Genomic DNA, 21,661 nt, shown 5'->3' with positions numbered 1-21,661 from the left:
ACTTCTCGCGCCAATGGCCCGAGAGCAGAGACTGCATGAACACCATCTGGATTGGAGAGAACGTCCTACGTGCCCTGGGAGAACAGGGGCATTCGGTCCTGGCCGACGCCATTCTTCACCTCGACAGCAATCCGCCAGCTGCGACCAGCGGCGGCGTGAAGTTCGAGGTCGCGGGAAAGCGGTTCCTCGCAGGGGCAGTCCTGGAGAACGTGTATGCGCTCTTCGACGTGGCACCGACGCGAGAGCGTCCCCCCCTCCAGCCGTGGCGGTCGCTCATCCTACCGGGCCATGTTGTCGACGAGTTTCTGGACCACAAAGATTGGGAGACGCTCTACAAGCGTCTTCTGGACATCGCCAACATCCAGGAATCTCGGGAGCGCGCTGGTCTCAAGTACCTCCGCCAGCAGAGCGTCCATACCATCTTCGTACCCGGTGGATACCATCGGCTCCACTTCACGGTCGAGGGTTCCAACCTGTCGACCGTCCTCGGACTCTTCGACGCAGATCTCTGGTCCACCCACACCAACTCGGCCACGATCCGGCAGCCCACGCCTCAACAGCTCTCCGCATGGAACAAGCTGAATGAGGCCGCGCTAGACGCCCAGCAGGGACTCCCTCCTCTGGTACGGCCAGTGGAGCAACAACCGGTCCCCGTACCCGCTCCCCTACGGGATGGGTGGATCACTCTCAATCAACTGCGCGAGCAAGGCATCACCAACGATGGAACCATGCGCCACATCCTCTCCATGCGCGGAGAGGATGACCTGCTTGAGATCATGGGGCAGGTCACGGATGAGCAATACGAACCCATCGAGCGAGCCTTCACGAAGTGGCTACACTCCGAGGCACGCCGCCGGGAACGAAAGTTGACCACCCTGGAGGTCTACCAACTCACGACCAGTTCCCGCAGCGCGCATGGAGCGCGCTCCTACGAGGCCGCCATGGCCCTGCTGACGTCCCAGCAGATCAACGTAGTCAACCTTGGGCGCGATGTGCCCATCCGGCTCCAGGGCGGCCCCGGCACGGGCAAGACATTCACTGCCGTCATGCGCGCGGGCATGCTGGCGCGCCGCGCCAAGGAGCAGGGGCAACCGGTCCGAGTTGGCTTCTTCGTGTTCAATCACGACCTGGGAGGGAGGATCTTCGAGCAGATGCTGGCCCTGGGGCTGGATCCATTCTTGGAAGACACTTCTCCACAGCACATCGTCATTACCAGCCTCCACGACTGGTGTGCCCGATTCGTCAAGGTGGATGAACTGAAGGTGGAGCCCCTGGCACCCTATAGGGCCGAGAAGGGCGATTCCCACCGGCGCGCGGCCATCGAGCTCGCCGTGGATGAAGCGCGCAAACGCCTGCGAGGGCCTGAGTACGACCACTTGTGGGCCCTGTTCGACATGAAGAGCAAGAACGGGCTCTGGGAAATCGAGACGGAAATCAGTCAATTCATCAAGGCCCGTGACATCGTGGATCTCTCGTCCTACCTCACCGAGAAGCGCCCACCCGGATGGTGGTTGGCGAACACGGAGAAGGCCTTCAAGAAGTTCGTGTGGGAGATCGCCAGCATCTACAACGACGCGCTCAGGACCCTGGGCTTCGTGGACTCGGACGACCTCACCAATGATGCCATCAAGGAGGTAACCAAGACGGTCTGGCAACAGTACCGCAAGCCGGAGCAGGGATTCGACTACCTCATCCTTGATGAGGCGCAGGACTTCTTCCGTAACCAGCTCACGCTCTTGCGGCACCTGGTGAAACGCCCCGAGGGATTCATGATGTGCTTCGATGAGGCCCAGGCCGTCTACTCCCGCTACCCCAGCCTACGAGACATCGGGTTCGACACGGAGGCTCGTTTCCAGGGGACGCGGCTGGAGCAGAACTTCCGGAGTACCCGGCAGATAGTGGCCGCTCTCCAGCAACTGCTCGGCAACTACCCCACATTGGGTCTTGTTGATAATTGGGGCGCGTTCTCCTCGGGGAGCGAAGGGACGGGTGAGCGTCCTGTCGCATGCGGATTCTCGTCTGCCGCGACCATGCTCGACCAAGTGCGTGACATCATCCGGGGGAGCATCCGCAACGGAACGAAGCCCTCGGACATCGGAGTCATCGGCTTCGACGAGGAACTGATGGAGCAGGTCTCGGACCAACTGAAGCGCTCGGAGGTCGCCGTTCACCGGCTCATGGGGGACGGTAAGCGGACCTCCAGCAAGGCCGTGACGGTCAGCACCGCCCGTCAGGTCAAGGGGCAGCAATTCGAGGTCTGCGTCATCGTCGGCGCGGACAGGGATCGCCTTCCTAACTTCAAGGGCGTCAAGAGTGAGGTGTACCGGGAGCAGCGCCGCGAGGATGACCTGAAGCTATTCGTCGTTGCCATGTCCCGGTGCAAGCGGTCACTCCATCTGCTCTGGCATGGAACAGAGCCGAGTGAGTTCATCTCCGCCATGGGCGGAGCCGTGGACATGCGCGGCTGACTCGCGCCTGGGCAACAGGCCTCGCGCCGGGGCCGCCGGACGGAGCGACGCTTCCCGGTGTGCCCGCCCGGGGAGCCTTGCGGCCCCCCCTCCGCGACCCAAGCGTTTGACGAGGTGCTCCAGGAAGAATCTCCGTGCGAAGCCTCGTCAGGGTGTCCGGTCCGTTGCTGTCCCTCCTCGTGCTCGTGTCCGCCTGCGCGCCCGTGGAGGAGCAACCCCTGCGCGTTGGCACCTTCCTCTGGCCGGGAAGCGAGCCTCTCTTCCTCGCTCGGGACCTCGGCTACCTCGACGACGGCTCGATCCGCCTGGTCGAGTACTCCTCCCTGGGCGAGGTCGACCGCGACTTCCGCAACGGGAGGATCGACGCGGTGAGCGTCACGCTCGACATGGCCCTCCAGCTCCAACAGCAGGGCTTCGAGCCCCGGATCGTGCTCGTCATGGACTACTCGCACGGCGCGGATGCCCTCCTCGCGAGGCCGGAGGTGCGCCGGCTCGAGGAACTCCGCGGCAGGCGGGTGGCGGTGGAGGCTCGGTCGGTGAGCACGTACCTGCTGGGCCAGGCCCTGGCGAAGGCGGGCCTGAGTCCCTCGGACATCGAGATCCGCCCCCTGCCGTCGGACCAGCATGAGCACGCCTATGCCTCGGGACAGGTGGACGCCGTCGTCACCTTCGAGCCCTTCGTGAGCAGGCTGCGGGCCAGAGGGGCCCATGAGCTCTTCGACAGCAGCCACCTGCCGGGTGAGCTCGTGGACCTGCTGGTCGTGCGGGAGGACGTGCTGGAGGAGAGCCCGGAGCGGGTGCGGCACATGCTCCAGGCCTGGTTCCAGGCCTTGCGCCACCTGGCCGAGCACCCGGCGGACGCGGTGACCCGGATGAGCCCGCGTCTCGACACGAGCCCCGAGGAGCTCGCCTCCATGCTGGAGCTGCTGCGGCACCCCACCCTGGAGGAGAACCACGCCCTGCTCCATCCCCCTTCTTCTCCCCTCCTCGGCCCGGCGCATCGCCTGCAGGGGTTCATGCTGGAGCGGGGACTGCTCGAGGAACCGGTGCGGCCCGAGCGGTTGCTGGACGTGCGCTCCCTCGAGGTGCTCGAGGAGGTCCGGTGATGAAGCGCGCCCGGCTGCCGCCCCTTCCGCCGTTGCGCATCACCATCCCGGCGGTGCTGCTGCTCTTCGCCATCACGGTGGGCCTGTACGATCTGCATCAGAACACGCGCCTGGCCCGCCACCGGGTGGAGGAGTTCACCCGCCAGGAGCTCACCCAACGCATGGGCGAGCAGCAGGATCACCTGGAGATCCTCCTGAACCTGCGCAAGCTCGAGCGCGTCCAGGAGGAGGTCGCCAGCCTCGGGACGGATCCCCACATCGAGGCCGCGCTGCTGCTGGACGACACCGGCCGGGTGGTGGCCTCGACCCGGCGCGTGGAGATAGGGCAACCGGGCCGGGCACTCCATCCCGAGCTGTTCACCCCGGAGGTGGAGCCACTCGTCCAGCGGGCCCACGAGCACCTCGCGGGCAGCATCCAGACCACCGCGGATGGAGAGGACCTCGTGGCCCGCTACCCCGTGCGGGTGTCCGGTGACGCCGGCGAGCCCACCGCCGAGCGGGTGTGGATGCTCGTGGTGCAGAGGGACCTGTCCGCCCCCAAGAATCAGGCGCGCGACCAGGTGCGCGCGAGCGTGGTACAGCGCAGCGCCCTGCTGGTGGTATTGGCGGGACTGCTCTGGCTCTTCTTCCACTTCGTCCTCACGCGCCGGGTGGCGCGGCTGGTCACCACGGCCCAGCGCTTCGCCGCGCGCGACTGGGAGGCCCGCGGCGGGCTCACCGGGCGCGACGAGCTCTCCATGGTGGGGCGCGCCTTCGACGAGATGGCCGAGCGCCTGCGCACCACCCAGTCCCAGCTCGAGGAGCGCGAGTCCCACATCCGGCTGCTGCTCGACTCGGCCGCGGAGGGCATCTTCGGGTTGGACCTCCAGGGGTGCTGCACCTTCGTCAACCGCTCCGCGCTGCGGATGCTCGGCTACACGGACGCCGGAGAGCTGCTGGGCCAGGATGCGCACCTGCTGTGGCACCACTCGCGCGCGGATGGCTCGCCCTTTCCCCGGAGCGAGTGCCCCATCCTGATGGCCCTGCACGGGGGAATCGAGGACCACGACGAGGACGATCTCATCTGGCGCAAGGACGGCACGTGGTTCCCGGTGGAGCGCTGGTCGTACCCCATGCGCGAGGGCGGCGGGCAGGTGGGCATCGTGTCGACGTTCGTGGACATCACCGCGCGCAAGCGCGCCGAGGAGACGCAGCACTTCCTCATCGAGGCCAGCACCCAACTGGCGGAGCTGCACGACGAGACGCACACGCTGGAGCGGGTGGCACGGCTGGCCGTTCCCCAACTGGGCCAGTGGTGCCTCGTGGACAGGGTGGATGACGTGGGCCAGTTGCACCGCGCGGCCTGGGTACACCAGGAGCCGGCCCGGCAGGAGCTGCTGCGGGAGCTGGCGGAGCTCACCGCTCCGGACTGGAGCTCGCTCCAACCCACCGTGCGGGTGCTGAGCACCGGCGGGCCCCTGCTCGCGGACGAGGCCCTCGCGGCCCTGCGCCACGCCGGGGACTCCGGCGCACGCTACCCGGAGCTGCTGCGGCGGCTCGGGACGCGGACCGCCATCGCGCTTCCCATCTCCGTGCGGGGACAGACGCTGGCGGCCCTGCTGCTGGTCTCGGACACACCGGGCTTCCAGTACGGCCCGCATGAGCTGGCGCTCGCCCGGGAGCTGGCCCGCCGCGCCTCGGTGGCCATGGACAACGCCCGGCTCTACCGCCAGTCCCAGGAGGCGGTGCGCCTGCGCGAGGACTTCCTCTCCGTGGCCTCCCACGAGCTGCACACGCCCCTCACGCCCCTGCGCCTGCACCTTCAGACCCTCCAGCGCGCGCTGGCCACCCGGGGTGACGGGGCGGGCACCGGGCGCCTCATGACCAAGGTGGACAAGGCGCTCGCCCAGGAGAGGCGCCTGTCCCAGCTCGTCGATGATCTGCTCGACGTCTCCCGCCTCACCTCCGGACGGCTCCGCCTGCGGCTGGAGCAGGTGGACCTGGTGGAGCTGACGCGGGACCTGGCCGAGCGCTTCTCCGAGCAGGCCCGGGCCGCTGACTGCACGTTGCGCGTCACCACCGCGGGCGCCACCACCGGCCGGTGGGACCGGATGCGCCTGGAGCAGGTGCTCACCAACCTCATCACCAACGCGCTGAAGTACGGCGTGGGCCACCCGGTGGAGCTCCACGTCACCTCCGCGGGAGGGCGCGCACGCTGGAGCATCCGGGACCACGGCATCGGCATCGCGCCCGAGGATCTCGAGCGCATCTTCGGGCGCTTCGAGCGGGCGGTGTCCACGCGGCAGTACGGCGGACTGGGGCTGGGCCTCTACATCTCCCGGGAGATCGCCCGCGCGTTCGGCGGCGACATCCACGTGGAGAGCCGGCCGGGAGCCGGTGCCGTCTTCACCCTGGAGCTGCCACTCGAGCCGGCCCGGGATGAGCGGGGATTTCGCCCAGAAGGCTCGGAGCGGCTTCAGGTGTAGATATCTACACATGAAGATGTAACGAAAATACCCACACCAGGTGTAGATATCTACACCTGGAACGGGCCAGCACCCGCCTGGAGCCCGCGTCGTGAAACACGCGGAACAGGAGCTCGTCCCATGGGCTGAGCTTCGCCCCGGCGAGCCCGTCTCGGTGAAGCGATTCCACCCCGCCCTCCGAGAGGGGAGGAGGCGACGGGTCATGTTAGCCTCCGGACTTCGGAGGTAACCCCGGTGAAGAGAGCGTGGGTGTACAGACTGCCCCAGCCCGATGAAAAGGTGGGCCAGTACCGCGTGGTGGGCCCGCTGGGCCAGGGCGGCCAGGGCCACGTCTTCCTGGCCGGGTGGGAGGGCCGCTCCTATGTCCTCAAGTTCTTCCGCTCGCTGCCGGTGAGCCACTCGGGGGAACTGGAGCTGGACATCCTGCGCCACCTGGAGCACCCCAACGTGGTGCGGGTGCTGGGCCATGGGCGCTGGCCGTACCCGGAGGAGGGCTACTTCTACCTCGTCATGGAGTACGTGGAGGGCCGGACGCTGTTGAGACATGCCCTGGAGCACAACCCCTCGGCACGCGGGAGCGCCACGCTGATGCTGGAGGCGGCGCGGGCGCTCGCGGTGGTGCACCGCCGGGGCGTGCTGCACAGAGACATCAAACCGGACAACCTGTTGGTGAGGGAGGCGGACGGAAGGCCGGTGTGGGTGGACTTCGGGGTGGGCCACCTGGAGGGCCGCGCCACGCTGCCGCGCATGAGGCGGCTGCCGCCGGGGACGCCCGAGTACACCAGCCCCGAGACGTACCGCTTCCTCCGGGAGCACCCGGAGGAGGAGGCGCGCTACCAGCCGGGCGTGGCCGACGAGGTGTGGGCCTTCGGCGTCACGCTGTACGAGCTGCTGACGGACAGGCTGCCCTTCGGCTCGCGCATGGGCAACCCGCGCATGGTGGAGGACATCCGCACCCGCCCGCCGCTGGCGCCGCACGAGCGCAACCCGCGGGTGCCGGTGGCACTCAATCAGGTGTGCCTGCGCATGCTGGAGAAGGAGCCCGGGGAGAGGCTGGCGGACATGGACGCGGTGGCCGCAGCGCTGGAGGCGGCGTTGGCGGGGGCGGGGGCGGACTGGGACATGCCGCTGATGGACCCCTTCGCCCCGGAGGTGCGCACCACGGAGGAGATCCCCGGCCAGGTGGTGGACCGCGACTCGTGGGAGCGCGTCCAGCAGCAGCTGAAGGCGGTGATGCCCCGGCGCGGGCGGGTGCGCGAGAAAGCGCGGAGTGCGCCGTCGCCCCAGGCACCTGCCGCCGCAGTGGCCGCGCTGGAAGAGGCGCCAGCCGGAAGCTTCGAGGCGCTGGCGGAAGCAGTGGAGATACGGCTGTATGAGCCGCCCCGGCCCATGTCGGCGCACGAGGCCGCCGCCGTCCCCAAGCCCGCCGCCGAGGCCAGTCATGTCCCCGAGGCCCGCGGGTCCTCCGCGCCCGGAAGGGGGTGGGTGCGTCCAGTTCGAGCCGGAGCGGTGGCCGTGGCCCTACTGCTGGTGCTGGCGGGAACATGGGCGCTGCACTCCCGCCGGGAGTCCAGGGACGCGCGCTCGCCGGCACCGGCCGCTCCGGAGGCGCCAGCACCTGCCAGGTGGTGGACGAGCCATCCCACGCTGCACGCCGCGCTCGTCCGCGAAGTGGCGGAGCCGGACGAGCCGTCCGAAGCTGAGAGGAGCGCGGCTGCATTCCCGGCCCCTTCCCCCGCGCTCACTTCCATGCTCCGCGAGAACGACACCCGCTCGAAGCCCGACGAGAAGCCCGCCGCCCGGTCGCGGCGCAAGGCGTTGCACTGTGTGCCGGGCCGCCAGGAGATGTGCGTGGTGGGCTTCTGCACCGTGCTGCTCACCGGCTGCACCGGCACGCCCCAGGTGGTGCGCCCCCCGCCCCGGTCCGCGGACTGCCCTCCGGGCGCCGTGAAGACGATGAAGGAGTTGGGCATCAACATCGGTGCGGCGGGCTATGCGGATTTCGGTCCTCGCGAACCCGGCACCAGCCAGCGCGTCACCGTGCGCGAGTCCACGTCGATGCGGGTTTTGGGGCTCGGGCAGTTGGGCAATTACTGGCTCACCGGGCGGCTCTACCTCGGGCCGGAGCGCGTGTATGGCCGCTTCACCCAGGCCCGGGGGGCACGCTCCGGCAAGACGTACCCCGTGTGCCTGGAGTTGGTCGCCTATGAAGACGAAACGCCAGGTGCTCGCCGGGAAGACGTTGGCGGCCCCGCCGACTCCGCCGTGGTCATCGACAGCCAGAAGGTCCGGGCCGTGGAGCGCTTCGAGTAACACCCCAGGCAGCACGGGAGTTGAGAGGTGTGGTAGAGGCCAACGCCTCCCGTCACCCCGCCTCGCCTTCCCCTGGAGGTTGACTCCCCGTGCTCCTCGCGTCTCCCGTGGGCCTGCTCGCGCTGGCCCTCCTCGCTCCCTCCCCGCAGGCCGCCGAGCCGTCCCCACCGGACGCGTGTGAAACGGCGAGCCCTCAGCTCGTGCTGAAGGCCGAGCCCCCCGAGACACCGCCCGTGGTGTGCATCAGCCCGGACGTGCCCCTCACGTTGCGCTTCGACACGGCGCTCCAGCCAGGGTCCGTGCGCATGGAGGAGCGGGAGCGCTTCGCGGACGTGTCGGTGGGCCAGCGCGGCGTCACGCTGACGCCCCCAGAGAAGCTGAAGGCCGGGGAGCGCTTCCTGCTGGAGGTGTGCTTCGCGGATGACGCGGCCCCTGCGTGTGCCAGTTTCCTCCTGCTGGCTCATCCCGCGCTGGGCCTGTCCCAGGTAAAGGTGTTTCGCGAGCCCCGCCCGGTGGCCTCCTTCCAGGAGGGCGAGAAGGCGGCCCGGGCCGAGGCCCAGCAGTGCCAGCAGGAAGTGCGCCAACTGCGTGACGAGCGCGGCGCCCCCGAGGGGCTCAGGGGCGTGCTGGCCTCGGGGCTGATGGGAGAGCGGGGCATTGCCTCCAAGGACTTGAGGGGCAGTTACACGGAAGCCCCGGGCAACGCCCTGCGTGTGCACATAGCCCACAGCTACCGCGCCGAGGACCGGGTGGCAGTGGAGGTGTGGCTGGAGAATCCCAGTACGCTGCCCTGGACGGCGGCGGGCGCGGTACTGCGCGGCCCCAAGGGCGAGGTGTTGAAGCCATTGCCCCTCTGGCAGCCGGAGCCCGTCCCCCCGGCTGATGCAGTAGCCGAGGAGCAGAAGCCCTTGCTCCGCGTGGTGGTGGAGGTGGCCGCGTCGGAGGCGGAGGCGCGGGGCACGTACACCCTCACGCTCTGGGATGCGGAGCACAAGCGCACCGTCACCCTGGGGAACATCACCTTCCCGTAGCGCTCGTGCCCATTTCCAACCCGATACGTCCTCTGGCGCTCTTCCTACCCGTCAGCTTGACCGCCGTCCCCGTGTTTCCGTGTACTGCCGGAAACCCCTGGCACCAGCCCGCCCGGCTGGAGGGAGTGGTGCGGTATGTCCCCCTGCTTGAAGAGTTCCCGCCCGGTAGGTCCGCCTCCTCGCCGCTGGTGGGTGTTGCTCGTCCCGTTGCTCTTCTCGGCATGTGCCACAGGCCACCCCACGGGCGGCATGTTCGCGGGCCGGGGACCCGCGCTGTCGCTCACCCCGCCACCGACTCCCCAGGAGGAAAGCCAGTCGGCCTCGGATGCCGAACTCACGGGCGCGGTGGTGTACGAGGTGGCGGTGGTGGAGCCGGGCCGTGGCACCACGCGACCGGTGCCGGTGAGCCGGGCGGACTTCCAGCGCGCCTTGCGGCACATCGCCTACCAGGTGCAACACGAAGGCAAGAGCCCACGCGAGGCCGCACGCGAGTGGCTCAAGGGCCAGGTGGAGCAGCACCCGGAATGGGAGCAGATGAGTGGGATATGGGTGGCCGAGGTGGACAAGGGCCGCGTCCTCACCCTGGTGCCCGAGGACGAGAACAGTCGGCTCAAGCCCGTGGCGGACGAGGCCCTGCGCGAGAGGTACCTGCTGTGGTGCACCTGGGGACGAGGCGGGGGCGACTGCCTGCGCCTGTTGGACGACGGGCCCTACCTCAAGACGGACGACCGGCGCACGCTGGCACTCGCCCTGGCCTTCGGCTCGGTGCTGGAGGAGACGAAGGCGGCGCTGGGGCGGGAGGTGGACCCGCAGGTACTGGTGGCCTCGTGCATGTGGACGCTCGGGGCGTACCTGGCCCTCTGGCTGGTGCCCGAGCCGACCACCAAGCTGTTGGCCGCCGGGTTGTCCGTCGTGCTGGTGGCGTGGCTGGGCGTGGACACGCTGTGGGGGCTGATGGACGGCTGGGCGCTCATGGCCACGCAGGCGCACGAGGCCACCACCTTCGAGGAGTTGCGCGAAGCGGGCGAGGGCTTCGCCCGGGTGCTGGGCACGGACGCGGCGCGGGCCATGCTTCTGGCGGTGGGGGCACTGACCGGGCGTACGGTGGGGGAAGTGGCGGCGCGGGTGCGGGCGCTACCGGGCTATGGGCTGGCGAGTGCCCAGTGGCGGGCGCAGGGCGGGGCCGCGGTGCTGGGGCGCGTGGAAGTCATGGCGGCCGAGGAGGGTGCGCTGGCGCGGGCGGTGGCGGCGGTGGAGACGGTAGCGGCCACGCCACATGGCCCCCTGGCGGTGGTGATGCTCAAGAAGGGGCGGGGCGGCGGTACGTCCTCCGGGGGCGGCTCCTCGGGCATTGTCGCCATCCGCCACCGGGGTGGAAACCTGCAGGTCATTCTGCCCAACGGGCAGCGGTGGCACTTGCCTCGTGGCATGTCCCTCCACGACATCCCGGTCGAAGACGAGGTGGGCGACAGGCTTCAGAAGGCAGTCACCGAGGCGGCCCAGCAATGGGGGACGCACAGGCTCTCCCGCGCCGAGCAAGAAGCCATCGACGATGCCCTCAAGAAGGGCAGGTACTGGCTGGCGCACCTGCTGGAGCGCGAGGCCCGGGGCCGCTTCGTGCAAAATACGGTGAAAGACCAGCTTGGACATCTCTATGACTTCAGCCTGAGCAAGGGCGTCGACGTGATTGACCATGCTACAGGCCGCCGGTATGAGATTCTCTCGGGGTCAGCGTCGAACCTCGCGCACCATGGCCGGCGAATGGCGGGCGACTTCTTCCGGATGCTCACCTTCTGAAAGGGCGGCGGATGATTGCCAAGAAGGTTTTCTACGAGAACAAGCAGTTGGAACACGAGCGGCTGGAGCTGACGGACAAAGGTACCCTCTACTTCCTGGGCCGCAATTTGACACTGAAGAACTGCACGCTGGTGCTGAAAGTGGCTGCCAGCAACCTGTTCATTCGTGACGTGCGCTTCACCGACTGCATCTTCGAGGTGAAGCAGGAACTGAAGAACCATCAGCAGTGGATACGTGCCTCACTCAAGGGCTGCCGGTTCAAGGGGCGGCTGTCGGGGTGTGACTTCGGGCACTGGCCCGAGTACGGCAAGGAGCCGGAGTACCAGCTGGGCTCCATCGAGGACTGCGACTTCTCCGAGGCGCGTCTGGATGCCTGCCGCTTCATGGGATGTGACCCACGCTCCCTCCGGTTCCCCAAATGGCCCTGCTTCACCTTCCTGGAGCCCATCCAAAAAGTGTCCGAGTTGCTCAATGCCAGATGGCCGGGCAACTTTGGGGATATCGTCGTAAATGGCATCTACAAGGATCCGCCGGGCACGAGAGCTCTGGTGTATCACGCGCCCTCCATTGCGAAACGGATGGAGACCACCCCAGAGGCGCTCAGGGCCGTCATCGAACAGTTCGACTGCATTGTGTATTGAGGCAGACGCGAGTCTCTCCGGGACGGCGTCGAACCTCGCGCACCATGGGCGGCGCATGGCGGGCGAGTTCTTCCGGATGCTCACCTTCTGAAAGGGCGGCGATGGATTGGCTCGGGAACGTTGTCTTCGAGGAGCGGGAGATCGAAAACGAGCGGCTGGAGCTGACGGACAAGGAGGCCAACTACATCCTCGGCCCCAACCTGACGCTGAAGAACTGTACCCTCGTGCTGAAGGTGCCCGCCCAGCGTCTGAGCCTCAAACAGGCCCGGTTCATAGACTGCACCTTCGAGATGAAGCAGGAACTCAAGAACGCTCAGGGCTGGCTAGCCGCCTCTCTGAAGGGCTGCCGGTTCAAGGGACGGCTGTCGGGGTGTGACTTCGGCCATTGGCCCGAATACAGCAACCTGCCGTGGTATCAGTTCGGGGCCATCGAGGACTGCGACTTCTCCGAGGCCCGCCTGGACGGCTGCCGCGTCCATGGTGGTGACACCCGGACCCTTCGCTTTCCCAGGTGGCCTTGTTTCACCATCCTGGACCCCGTTGGCAACAGCCGTGAACTCTCCACCGTGCAGTGGCCTGGGAATATCGGCCCCGTTGTGATCGAGGATCTTGCCAGCTACCCGCCTTCGACAACTGCACTGACGTGGTTTGCTACGGACTTCGCGAAGAGGAGCAGGTGCACCCCTGAGGAGCTCAAGGCCGTCATCGAGCAGTTCGACTGCATCGTCTTCTGACATGGCAACGATGCTCTCCGGAACGGCGTCGAACCTCGCGCACCATGGCCGGTGCATGACGGGCGGGTTCTTCCGGATGCTCACCTCCTGAAAGGGGCGGCGATGGATTGGCCGCGGCTGGAGCCGACGGGCTTCATCGTCCACGGATACGGCACGGGCCCTGAGTACTCGACGCTGGCGGGGCCGGGACCCAGGCGCTACAACGCGCGCGATGACATCCCTCCACGTCGCCATCGTCGGCGCGGGGCCGGCCGGCTCCTCCGCGGCCACCTTCCTCGCGCAGCAGGGTGCCCGGGTGACGCTGCTCGAGCGCAACCGCTTCCCCCGGGACAAGATCTGCGGAGACGGTTGCACCCCCCGCACCCTGTGGATGCTCGAGCGCCTGGGACTCGGCGACCTGCCCACCAGCCCCGACTCCGCCCCCGTGGACTCCGTCTATGCCCTGTCCCCCGGCGGCGTCGTCCTGGAGGAGACCATCCCCGCGCGCCTCTTCGGCGGCAGGGCCAGCGTCATCGCCCGGCAGGTGCTCGATGAGCGGCTCGTCCGGCGTGCGGTCCAGGCCGGCGCCGAGCTGCGCGAGGGCGTGCTCGTGGAGGGAATCGAGCGGGACGCGCACGGCGTCCTCCTGCGCTGCCGGGACGGCGAGCCGCTGCGCGCGGACCTGGTGCTCGGGTGTGATGGCTCGCCCTCGGTGGTGCGGCGCGCGCTCGGGGCCCCTGACTTCCCGCGTCACGAGGGCGCCTTCGCGGTCCGCGCCTACTACGAGAACGTCCGCCTCTCGCACCCGCGCAGCTTCGCCTTCTTCTGGGAGCAGGAGCTGCTGCCGGCCTACGGGTGGATCTTCCCGCTGCCGGACGGCCGGGCCAACGTGGGGCTGGGCATGCGGGCGGACCAGCTCGACGCCTCCGCGGTGAAGCTGCCCGCGCTGCTGGAGAAGTTCTGCACGCTCCCCCGGGTGGCGCCGGAGCTGGCCGGGGCCCGGCGCGTGGGCAAGGTGAAGGGGCACCACCTGCCCTACGGCTCCTTCTCCCAGCACACCCACTTCGACCGGGCCCTGCTGCTGGGAGACGCGGCCGGCTTCGTCAACCCGCTGACGGGAGAGGGCATCGAGTTCGCCCTGGAGTCGGGCGCCTTCGCCGCCGAGGCGGTGGCCGAGGCCGTGGCGGCGGGAGACTTCTCGGCGCGGGGGCTCGGCGGCTACGCGCGGCGCTGGGAGACGCGCTTCCGCACCGCCTTCCACCTCAACCGCCGGTTGATGTGGGCCTTCGAACGGCCCTGGCTGCTGGACCGCGTCTTCCGCACGGCCAACCGCAGCACGACCGTGCGCAACGAGCTCAGCGACATCCTGGCGGGCGAGGCCACGCACATCTCCTGGCGCTTCGTCGCGGAAGTGGCACGCGGGGGCTGAGTAGCACACACCTCTGACACATGGATGACGTCTCGGGATGACGCATCGCGAAGGGGTCCGCGCCCCCTTGCACGCCCTTGGCACGTGGGCACATTCTCCTGGGGGACGGCCAACAGGGAGGTGGGCATGCTTTCCATCCACGAGCACGCAACGCTGGAAGAGGCGAGCACCGAGTTGCTCGAGTTCGCCCTCGAGCCGTCCAACTGGACGACGCTTCCACCTGCCGAGCAGGCAGCCGCCTCTGTCTCGCAGGACGTGCGCTACCAGCGGCGCGTGGGCCCGCTGCGCATCTACACGGTGCTGGAGGTCGCGCCCTCGCTCGAGGTCTTCCTGCGCGTGGCCTTCCGTGCTCCCGGCCTCACGCCCGTGAAGGCCGCGGACCACCTGGAGGCCTTCCTCAAGCAGCGCCTGCCGCTGACGCCCAACAGCGAGTGGCAGGTGGAGGTGGACGAGCGGCGGTGGATCCACTTCGTGCGGCGCTACGCGGCCCCGCGCCTCCAGGCCTGAAGGGCAGTACCGCCCCCCATCGGAGTGGACGTCCCTATCTTTGACTCCATGGCGGGGAGCGAGACACCCACCGGCCTCGAGGGGCCCCTGCGGTTGTGTGATTTCATCCGGAAGTACCACGCCCAGGTGCTCGAGACGTGGGCCGGGGAAGCCTGTCTGTTGCCGGGCGCCCGGCGCCTCTCCCGGCCGCGGCTGCTGGACCACCTGCCGGCACTCCTCGACCGCATCGCCCACGTGGTGGAGACGGTCCACACGGGAGAGCACGTCACCCTCGAGGAGTACCCCGAGGTGCATGCGCTCGACCGGCTGGATGCGGGGTTGGACCTGGAGCAGGTGGCCAGTGAGTACGCCCTGCTGCGCGCGTGCATCCTCCGGCTCTACGGCGAGCACGTGGGGGAGCGGAACGCCGGGATGCTGGTGCGGGAGGTGGTGCGCTTCAACCAGGCCTTCGACACCGCCGTCATCAACGCCATGACCCGTTACGCGCGCGCCCGCGAGCGGACGCTGGTGGCCCTGGAGCGTCTCTCCGAGGCGGCCATGGGCACGGAGGAGCTGGACCGGTTCCTGCCCCGGCTGCTGCGGGTCATCCTGGAGAGCACCGAGTCGGTGGACACGCTCGCCCTGCTGCTGCGCGACGGGGACACGCTGCGGGTGCGCGCCTCGGTGGGGTTGGGCGAGGAGGAGTCCATGGGCTTCAGCCTGAAGATGGGCGAGGGCTTCGCCGGGACGATCGCCGCCGAGCGGCGTCCGAAGGAGCTGCGCACGGCCGCGACGGATTCCCTGGTGAAGAGCCCGGTGCTGCGCGCCCGGAACATCCAGGCCCTCTACGGCGTGCCGATGCTGGATGGAGAGCAGCTCGTCGGCGTGGCACACATGGGGAGCCGCACCGCCCACGAGTTCTCCAACGAGGACAAGCTGCTCTTCCGGGTGATGGTGGGCCGGGCCGCCAGCCTCATCGTCCAGGCGCAGTTGGTGGCGCGCGAGCGGGAGGCGCTGGCGCGCGTGCGGGTGCAGGAGGAGCGCGCCGTGCGCCTCCAATCGGTGACGGCCGCCCTGTCCCAGGCACTCACCACGACGGACGTGGCGCGCGTGGTGTTGGGCAAGGCGGTGCGGGCCCTCGGGGCCATGGGCGGCTCCATTGGCCTGCTCACGGAGGACCGCCAGTGGTTCGAGACGCTGGAGGCCCATGGCCACCGCGACGAGGAGCTGCTGGATTGGACACGCTTCCCGGCGGACTCGCCGGTGATGTTCCGCCAGGCGGTGGCCACGCGCGCGCCCGTGCTCTACGAGACGGTGGAGCACTTCCTGGCCGACTACCCGCAGTGGGGGGAGCTCGCGCGGAAGGAGGGTTATGGCGCGTTCGCCACCCTGCCCCTGGTAGCGGAGGGTCAGGTGCTCGGGGCCATGGGCCTGACGTTCCGCGAGCGGCACACCTTCTGCCCGGAGGAGGTGGCCTTCATGCTCGTACTGGCCGGCCAGTGCGCCCAGGCGGTGGAGCGCAGCCGTCTCTACGATGCCGCACAGAGCGCACGTGCCGAGGCGCAACTCCATCTGGTCCGGCTCGATCTCCTCATGGACACGGCGCCGGTGGGGCTCGTCTTCCTGGACACGGAGATGCGCTATGTGCGCATCAACGAGCGCCTGGCGGGCATGAATGGGCGCTCCGTGGCCAACCACCTCGGGCGCACCGTGAGCGAGGTGCTGCCAGGGATCGGCTCCACCCTGGAAGCGCTCCTCCAGGGGGTACTGGAGACGGGACGGCCCGTGGTGGACCTGGAGGTGGCGGGAGAGTCCCCCGCGACGCCCGGCGTCCCGCGCCACTGGCTGGTGAGCTACTACCGGGTGCAGGACGTGAACGGTCCTCCGCTGGGCCTGGGCGGCGTGGTGGTGGAGATCACCGACCGCAAGCGGGTCGAGGAGGAGCTGCGCCAGACGGCGGAGTTCCGCGAGCGCTTCCTGGGCATCGTCTCCCATGATCTGCGCACCCCGCTCAACGCCATCCTCCTGTCCGCCAGCGCGCTGCTGCGCTCCGAGGCCGTGGAGAAGCGTCACCTGAAGGCCGTGCGCCGCATCACCACCAGCGCGGAGCGGATGGGGCGGATGATCTCGGAGCTACTCGACTTCACGCGGGGGCGGCTGGGCGGCGGCATCCCCCTCCACCCCCGGTCCGCCAACCTCCGGCACATCTGCCGCAACGTGGTGGAGGAGCTGGAGGCCGGCCACCCCGAGCGCGAGCTGAGGCTGAGCGCGGAGGGGAGGTTCGAGGGCACGTGGGACCCGGACCGGCTCGCGCAGGCGTTCGGGAACCTGGGCAAGAACGCACTCGAGTACAGCCCCGAGGGCACACCGGTGGACTTCGTGCTCCGGGACGAGGGGGAGACGGTGAGCCTGGAGGTGCACAACGAGGGCGCGCCCATTCCGGCGGAGGCACTCTCGTCCGTGTTCGAGCCCTTCCAACGAGCCGTGGAGCACTCCGCCTCCTCGGGACTGGGACTGGGCCTCTTCATCGTCCAGCAGATCGCCACCGCGCATGGCGGCACGGTGGAGGTGCGCTCCAACGAGGCGGAGGGCACCTCCATCACCGTGCGGCTTCCGCGCCATTGCGAGGAGCGCGAGCGCGGCCATTTCCCCTCTCCCTCCGGGAGAGGGACGGGGTGAGGGTGCATCGAGTCCCGGGTTGAACCCCCTGTCCCCACTTGTGGTCCACGGGTTGAAGAACGGGCCCGGATACCCTCACCCCGACCCTCTCCCGAGGGGAGAGGGGAGATTCAGTTCAGCGCCCCACCGGGCACATACTTCTGCCCCCCCACCACCTGGCCGTCCTTCACCTCGATGACCCAATAGCCCTCGCGCCCCAACTGGGTGGAAGAACCCGCGCTGAAGATGTGCGGGCGCTGGGCGGTGGACGGGTGGTGGTAGCGCCTGTGGATGTGGCCATGGAGCACCGCGTAGCGAGGCCCGGGGATGAGCCGGAAGAGCGCCTCGGCGTCGCGCAGCCCATGGAAGTAGTGGTCGGCCCGGCCATGGTGGGTGAGCGGAGCGTGGTGCACCGCCACCAGCACGGCGCGGCCATCGAGCCTCGGGTCCTTCACCAGCGCCGCGAGCCCCTCCAACTGCGCCGGACCGATGTGGCCATGGGCGATGCCCGGCAGGGAGGGCACCCGCGCCGACAGCAGGCCCACCACCGCGGCCTCCTTGCCCACCAGCCGCACGAAGGGGAAGGCGCCCTCGCGGCGATACTCGGGAAGATCGCTCTCCAGCAGGTGGCCGAAGTGCCGCGCGAAGCGGCCCTTGCGGTGGCTGCCCGGGGTGAAGACGTCGTGGTTGCCGGGGATGACGGTGCAGCGGCCCGGATCCTCGGCCAGCGCGCCGAGCGACTCGCGCGCCATCTGGAACTCGGGCTCCAGCGCGTACGCGGTGACGTCCCCGGAGAGGATGAAGTGGTCCACCCCGTGCTGCTCCGCGTCACTGGCGATGGTGGCGAGCGTCTCGGGAGCGCGAGCGTAGGCCTTCTTGCGCCCTCCCACGGACAACTCGGCCATGGCGACCCACCGCCGCCAACCGAGCCTCCTGAAGGGCAGGGAGAAATAGTCGGCGGTGATGTGGACATCGGAGCAATGGAGGAAGCGCATCCCGGTCCCCAGTTAACCTTCCGCGGCGTCCATGGCCACCGAAAGCTGCGCATGTCCGGCCCGGGGGCCAAGGAGGAAGCAGCCAGCCCTCCCCGGGCGCGTTAGTCTGCCAGCGACCTCCATGAGCTTCCGCGGACGCTTCGCCCCCAGCCCCACCGGCCGCATCCACCTCGGCAATGCCCGCAGCGCGCTGCTCGGCTGGCTCCAGGCCCGCGCGGCCGGTGGCCAGTTCCTGATTCGCATCGAGGACCTCGACCGCGCGCGCTGCAAGCCACAGTTCCTCGACGACCTGTACCGGGACCTGGAGTGGCTGGGCCTGGACTGGGACGAGACGCCCCTGGTGCAGAGCCAGCGCGATGACGTGTACCGGGAGGCCCTGGAGAAACTGGAGCGCCTGGGCCGCGTCTACCCCTGCTTCTGCACACGCGCGGAGATCGCCCGGGCCGCGAGCGCTCCCCACGGCCTGAGCGACGAGGGGCCGCGCTACCCTGGCACCTGCGCCGCGCTGTCACCCGAGGCCGTGGCCGAGCGGGCCCGGACGCGCGTGCCCGCCCTGCGCTTCCAGGCCGCCCCCGGCGAGTGGTGCTTCGAGGACGGGCTGCATGGCCGCACCTGCCAGGACGTGGCCACGCTGGTGGGGGACTTCGTGGTGCGCCGCAACGACGGGGTGGCCAGCTACCAGCTCGCCGTGGTGGTGGACGACGCCGCCAGCCACATCACCGACGTCCTCCGGGGCGATGACCTGCTGACGTCCACCCCGAGGCAGCTCCAGATCTACGGGGCGCTCGGCCTGACGCCCCCGCGCTTCTGGCACGTCCCCCTGGTCCTCGGGGAGGACGGCAAGCGGCTGGCCAAGCGGGAGGGCGCCTTCGCGGTGTCCGAGCTGCGCGAGCGGGGCATCGCGGTGGAGCGGGTGCTCGGGCTGCTCGCGGCGTGGAGTGGACTGGGGGATGGCACGCCCGTGACGCTCCAGGAGCTGGTGCGGCGCTTCCGGCCCGAGCTGCTCCCCCGCTCGCCCGTCGTGGCCCGGGAGGCGCTGTTGAAGGAAGCGCTGGGCCTCGAGGGTTGAAGGTGCACATGCGGGGCAGAGCCGTCTTCCTCTGGGTGGTCATCCCCTTCGTGGCCCTGAGCGCGCTGGCGCTCTGGCTCACGAGGGACACGCCGGCGCCCGCCGTGACGGGGGTGGACGTCCCGGCCTCGCCTCCGCCCGCGCCCCCCTCCCCTGCCCCCCCGCCCCGAGGTGCCCGTGGAGCGGACCCCCCCCGTGGCTCCGCCGCCCCCCGTCTCCCCACCGGAAGAGGAACCGAAGCTCGAGCTCCCGCCGGGCACGTGGAGCGAGGAGGAGGTCCGCGTGGCGCTCCAGTCCGTACAGCCCCTGGTGCGCTCGTGCCTCGAGGACGCCTCGGTGCGCCACCCCGGTCCACAGACAGTGAGGCTGCGCTTCACCCTGGAAGCGAGAGGGGAGCGCGGCCACTTCCAGGACAGCGAGGTGGTGGAGAGCACCCTCCAGGATCCTTTCGTCCTCGCCTGCCTGCTCGATACTTTCGCGGACACACAATTTTCCGCTCCTCCTGGGAAAGCGCCGCTGACGCTGACCCATCCGTTCCACTTCCGGCCCGGGAAGCGTGGAGCCCCTTGAAAACCCCGGCGGGACGTATGGTGTAGTAGGCCTGTCCTACCTCATGCCCATCACGGTCCAACAACTCGCCCCGTCGGACGCCGATGCGCTGCGGGCGCTGCTCGCGAAGGATCCAGCCCAGAACCTCTACCTGTTGGGGTTGCTGCAGGAGTTCGGCATCGCGCCGGCGGAGCACCGCAGCAGCTTCTCGTACTGGGGGCGCTTCGATGGGAAGACGCTCACGGCGGCGCTCTTCGTGGGAGGCGGGGGCGGACTGATGGTGCCCTCGGCGAGCGATGGCTCGGCCACGGGAGTGATCGCGGACGCGCTGGCCGAGCGCGTGCGGCTGAAGGCCTCGGTGGGCGAGAAGCCGGCGGTGGACGCGCTGGTGCGCAGCCTGTGCCCGGGCAAGCCACGGCTGTCGAAGAACTACCGGCTCTTCGCGGTCTCGGCCGATGACATGGGGCCGTTCACCAACCCGCTGCTGCGGCTGGCGCGCGAGGAGGATGTGCCGCGCCTGATGCCGTTGGCGCTCGGGGCGGTGCAGGAGATCTACGGCCGGGACGCGCTGGCGGAGGATCCCCACTTCGAGGCGCGGGTGGCGCAGCGCGTGAGGGCCAAGCGCACCTACGTGCTGGAAGAGAACGGCGAGATGGTGTTCAAGGTGGACATCGGCAGCCGCTCGCAGTTCGGGGCGGAGCTGGAGAACCTGTACACGGTGCCCTCGGAGCGGGGAAAGGGGCACGCCACGCTGTGCCTGGGGCAGATCTCCCGCTTCCTGCTGTCCTCGCTGCCCAGGCTCACCCTCCGGGTGGAGGAGAAGAACGAGTCGCTGGCGCGGATCGCTCGCAAGGTGGGCTACCTGGCCGGCCGCACCCAGCGCCTGGTGCTGGCGGAGTAGCGTCCGGTCCCGAGGGATGTGATGAAGCAGGACGACCTCTTCGCGCGCATCCGGAGCATCTGCGAACGCCCCCGGATGTTCGCCCCCCACTTCTCGCTCGAACACCTGCTGCTGTTCATCCATGGCTACGAGGCGGCCCTACGGGATACGCAACAGCCGGCCCAGCATGAACGCTTCGAGGCCTGGCTGTACGCGCAGCACCCGGAATGGCGGGCCTCGTCGGTGTGGTGGGGGAAGCACCTCTTCGAAGCGTGCGGAGGCGACCTGGAGCGCACGCTCACGGAGATCATCGGACTCGTGGATCGCTTCGTGGCGTCACAGGCTGCTCACGGTCTGTGACGTGATGCTCGCTCCAGGCTCCGTCACCAACCGCTTCATGTATTCATCCACCGGAAGCCCAGCTGGGCCGGTGAACGCATCGTAGAGCCGATCCTTCACCCGCACGACGACATGCATCCATCGCTCACTGACTTGAATGGTGCTGCCCGGTTTACCCGCGCGCATTTCGAATCCCAGGAACCGGGAGCCGTGAGCAGTGAACCGGACGAAGGAGGGCTCCGCACCGAGGCGTTTGAGGCCTTCGAAGATGGCCTTCGCCACCTCGATGCAGGGGCCCGCCCGTTGATTGTCCGTGCTGAATGCGTTTTGGAGCGCTCGCAGCCACAGGGGTGCCTGGCGTCCCATCTCGAGTTCCCATAGGGCGATGGCACCTGCGATGTCCCCTCGTGCGAGTGCCGCCAGGACCCTGACCCGAAGCGTGTCCGGCATCTGGAGCACGAGCTGGGAGAGTTGCGCGGGAACCCCAGCCACCTGCGCCAGGACCAATGGCTGGGTGAGAACGGCAGGAACCAGCACCCTGGGCGAAGCCACAGCGGACATCGCGCCCATGACGAGCACGACCATCAACCAGCGAAAGCGCATTTCGAGGTGACCTCCTCGGGAATCATCCTCCACACCATGGCTCGCCCGGAAGGTGGGGAGCCAGACCAGCCGACCCTGGAGCTCCGTTACGGCAGGAGTAGCGTCCGGGAGCGGGGCGG

17 protein-coding genes are annotated in these 21,661 nt (G+C 69.1%); 15 read left to right on the top strand and 2 right to left on the bottom strand.

Annotated elements, in window-relative coordinates:
• Positions 1–35: 35 nt before the first annotated feature.
• The 11 genes from Q664_RS28385 (at position 36) to Q664_RS61265 (ending at position 17,128) form a co-directional block, all read left to right on the top strand.
• On the top strand, positions 36–2,468 hold the full coding sequence (locus Q664_RS28385; protein ID WP_043402638.1) for a UvrD-helicase domain-containing protein: 2,433 nt from the start codon (positions 36–38) through the stop codon (positions 2,466–2,468).
• A 134-nt stretch (positions 2,469–2,602) separates the two neighbouring features.
• A complete protein-coding gene (locus Q664_RS28380) occupies positions 2,603–3,574 on the top strand; it encodes an ABC transporter substrate-binding protein (RefSeq protein ID WP_160174524.1) in 972 nt (323 codons plus the stop codon).
• Positions 3,574–6,039 (top strand): ATP-binding protein, encoded by a 2,466-nt coding sequence (locus Q664_RS52765; RefSeq protein WP_052518775.1) that lies wholly within the window; start codon positions 3,574–3,576, stop codon positions 6,037–6,039. Before Q664_RS28380 ends, Q664_RS52765 begins: the two co-directional genes overlap by 1 nt.
• A 249-nt stretch (positions 6,040–6,288) precedes the next feature.
• Complete coding sequence (locus Q664_RS28370; protein WP_160174523.1) at positions 6,289–8,352, top strand: serine/threonine protein kinase; 2,064 nt, start codon at positions 6,289–6,291, stop codon at positions 8,350–8,352.
• 89 nt (positions 8,353–8,441) lie between these two features.
• Complete coding sequence (locus Q664_RS28365) at positions 8,442–9,383, top strand: DUF2381 family protein (RefSeq protein ID WP_043402632.1); 942 nt, start codon at positions 8,442–8,444, stop codon at positions 9,381–9,383.
• A 135-nt stretch (positions 9,384–9,518) separates the two neighbouring features.
• A complete protein-coding gene (gene sitA5, locus Q664_RS62290; protein ID WP_075207536.1) occupies positions 9,519–11,180 on the top strand; it encodes a SitA5 family polymorphic toxin in 1,662 nt (553 codons plus the stop codon).
• An 11-nt stretch (positions 11,181–11,191) separates the two neighbouring features.
• Positions 11,192–11,821 carry a hypothetical protein gene (locus Q664_RS52755; RefSeq protein WP_052518773.1) on the top strand — a complete coding sequence of 210 codons (630 nt, stop codon included), beginning with the start codon at positions 11,192–11,194 and terminating at the stop codon, positions 11,819–11,821.
• A gap of 101 nt (positions 11,822–11,922) precedes the next feature.
• A complete protein-coding gene (locus Q664_RS28350; RefSeq protein ID WP_043402630.1) occupies positions 11,923–12,555 on the top strand; it encodes a hypothetical protein in 633 nt (210 codons plus the stop codon).
• Between the two features lie 211 nt (positions 12,556–12,766).
• Positions 12,767–13,963: an NAD(P)/FAD-dependent oxidoreductase gene (locus Q664_RS28345; RefSeq protein ID WP_052518772.1), complete on the top strand. Its 1,197-nt coding sequence runs from the start codon at positions 12,767–12,769 to the stop codon at positions 13,961–13,963.
• Between the two features lie 126 nt (positions 13,964–14,089).
• The gene (locus tag Q664_RS28340) at positions 14,090–14,470 is read left to right on the top strand and encodes a hypothetical protein (protein WP_043402627.1); all 381 of its coding nucleotides are present in this window, start codon (positions 14,090–14,092) and stop codon (positions 14,468–14,470) included.
• A gap of 48 nt (positions 14,471–14,518) precedes the next feature.
• Positions 14,519–17,128: a GAF domain-containing sensor histidine kinase gene (locus tag Q664_RS61265; protein WP_063934772.1), complete on the top strand. Its 2,610-nt coding sequence runs from the start codon at positions 14,519–14,521 to the stop codon at positions 17,126–17,128.
• A 110-nt stretch (positions 17,129–17,238) separates the two neighbouring features.
• Here the strand turns inward: Q664_RS61265 and Q664_RS28330 are convergent, their stop codons facing one another.
• On the bottom strand, positions 17,239–18,102 hold the full coding sequence (locus tag Q664_RS28330) for a metallophosphoesterase family protein (protein ID WP_043402624.1): 864 nt from the start codon (positions 18,100–18,102) through the stop codon (positions 17,239–17,241).
• Between the two features lie 121 nt (positions 18,103–18,223).
• On the opposite strand from Q664_RS28330, the gene gluQRS reads away from it, so the two are divergent.
• From gluQRS to Q664_RS28310, 4 genes are all read left to right on the top strand, one after another.
• Entirely contained in the window at positions 18,224–19,171 is a 948-nt protein-coding gene (gluQRS, locus tag Q664_RS28325) for a tRNA glutamyl-Q(34) synthetase GluQRS (protein ID WP_043402622.1), read from the top strand.
• A gap of 195 nt (positions 19,172–19,366) precedes the next feature.
• A complete protein-coding gene (locus Q664_RS28320; protein WP_052518771.1) occupies positions 19,367–19,741 on the top strand; it encodes an AgmX/PglI C-terminal domain-containing protein in 375 nt (124 codons plus the stop codon).
• Positions 19,742–19,784: 43 nt separating this feature from the next.
• Entirely contained in the window at positions 19,785–20,621 is an 837-nt protein-coding gene (locus tag Q664_RS28315) for a GNAT family N-acetyltransferase (protein ID WP_043402620.1), read from the top strand.
• Between the two features lie 21 nt (positions 20,622–20,642).
• Positions 20,643–20,960, top strand: coding sequence for a hypothetical protein (locus tag Q664_RS28310; protein ID WP_043402617.1), 318 nt, complete (start codon positions 20,643–20,645; stop codon positions 20,958–20,960).
• Here Q664_RS28310 and Q664_RS28305 read toward each other — a convergent pair.
• Positions 20,937–21,542 (bottom strand): hypothetical protein, encoded by a 606-nt coding sequence (locus Q664_RS28305; protein ID WP_052518769.1) that lies wholly within the window; start codon positions 21,540–21,542, stop codon positions 20,937–20,939. The two genes, Q664_RS28310 and Q664_RS28305, sit on opposite strands and share 24 nt — an antisense overlap.
• Between the last annotated feature and the right edge of the window lie 119 nt (positions 21,543–21,661).

The organism is Archangium violaceum Cb vi76, from assembly GCF_000733295.1.
Lineage (GTDB): Bacteria > Myxococcota > Myxococcia > Myxococcales > Myxococcaceae > Archangium > Archangium violaceum.
Note: the sequence above shows the minus strand (reverse complement) of the source record. Positions and strands in the feature narration are given on the sequence as shown.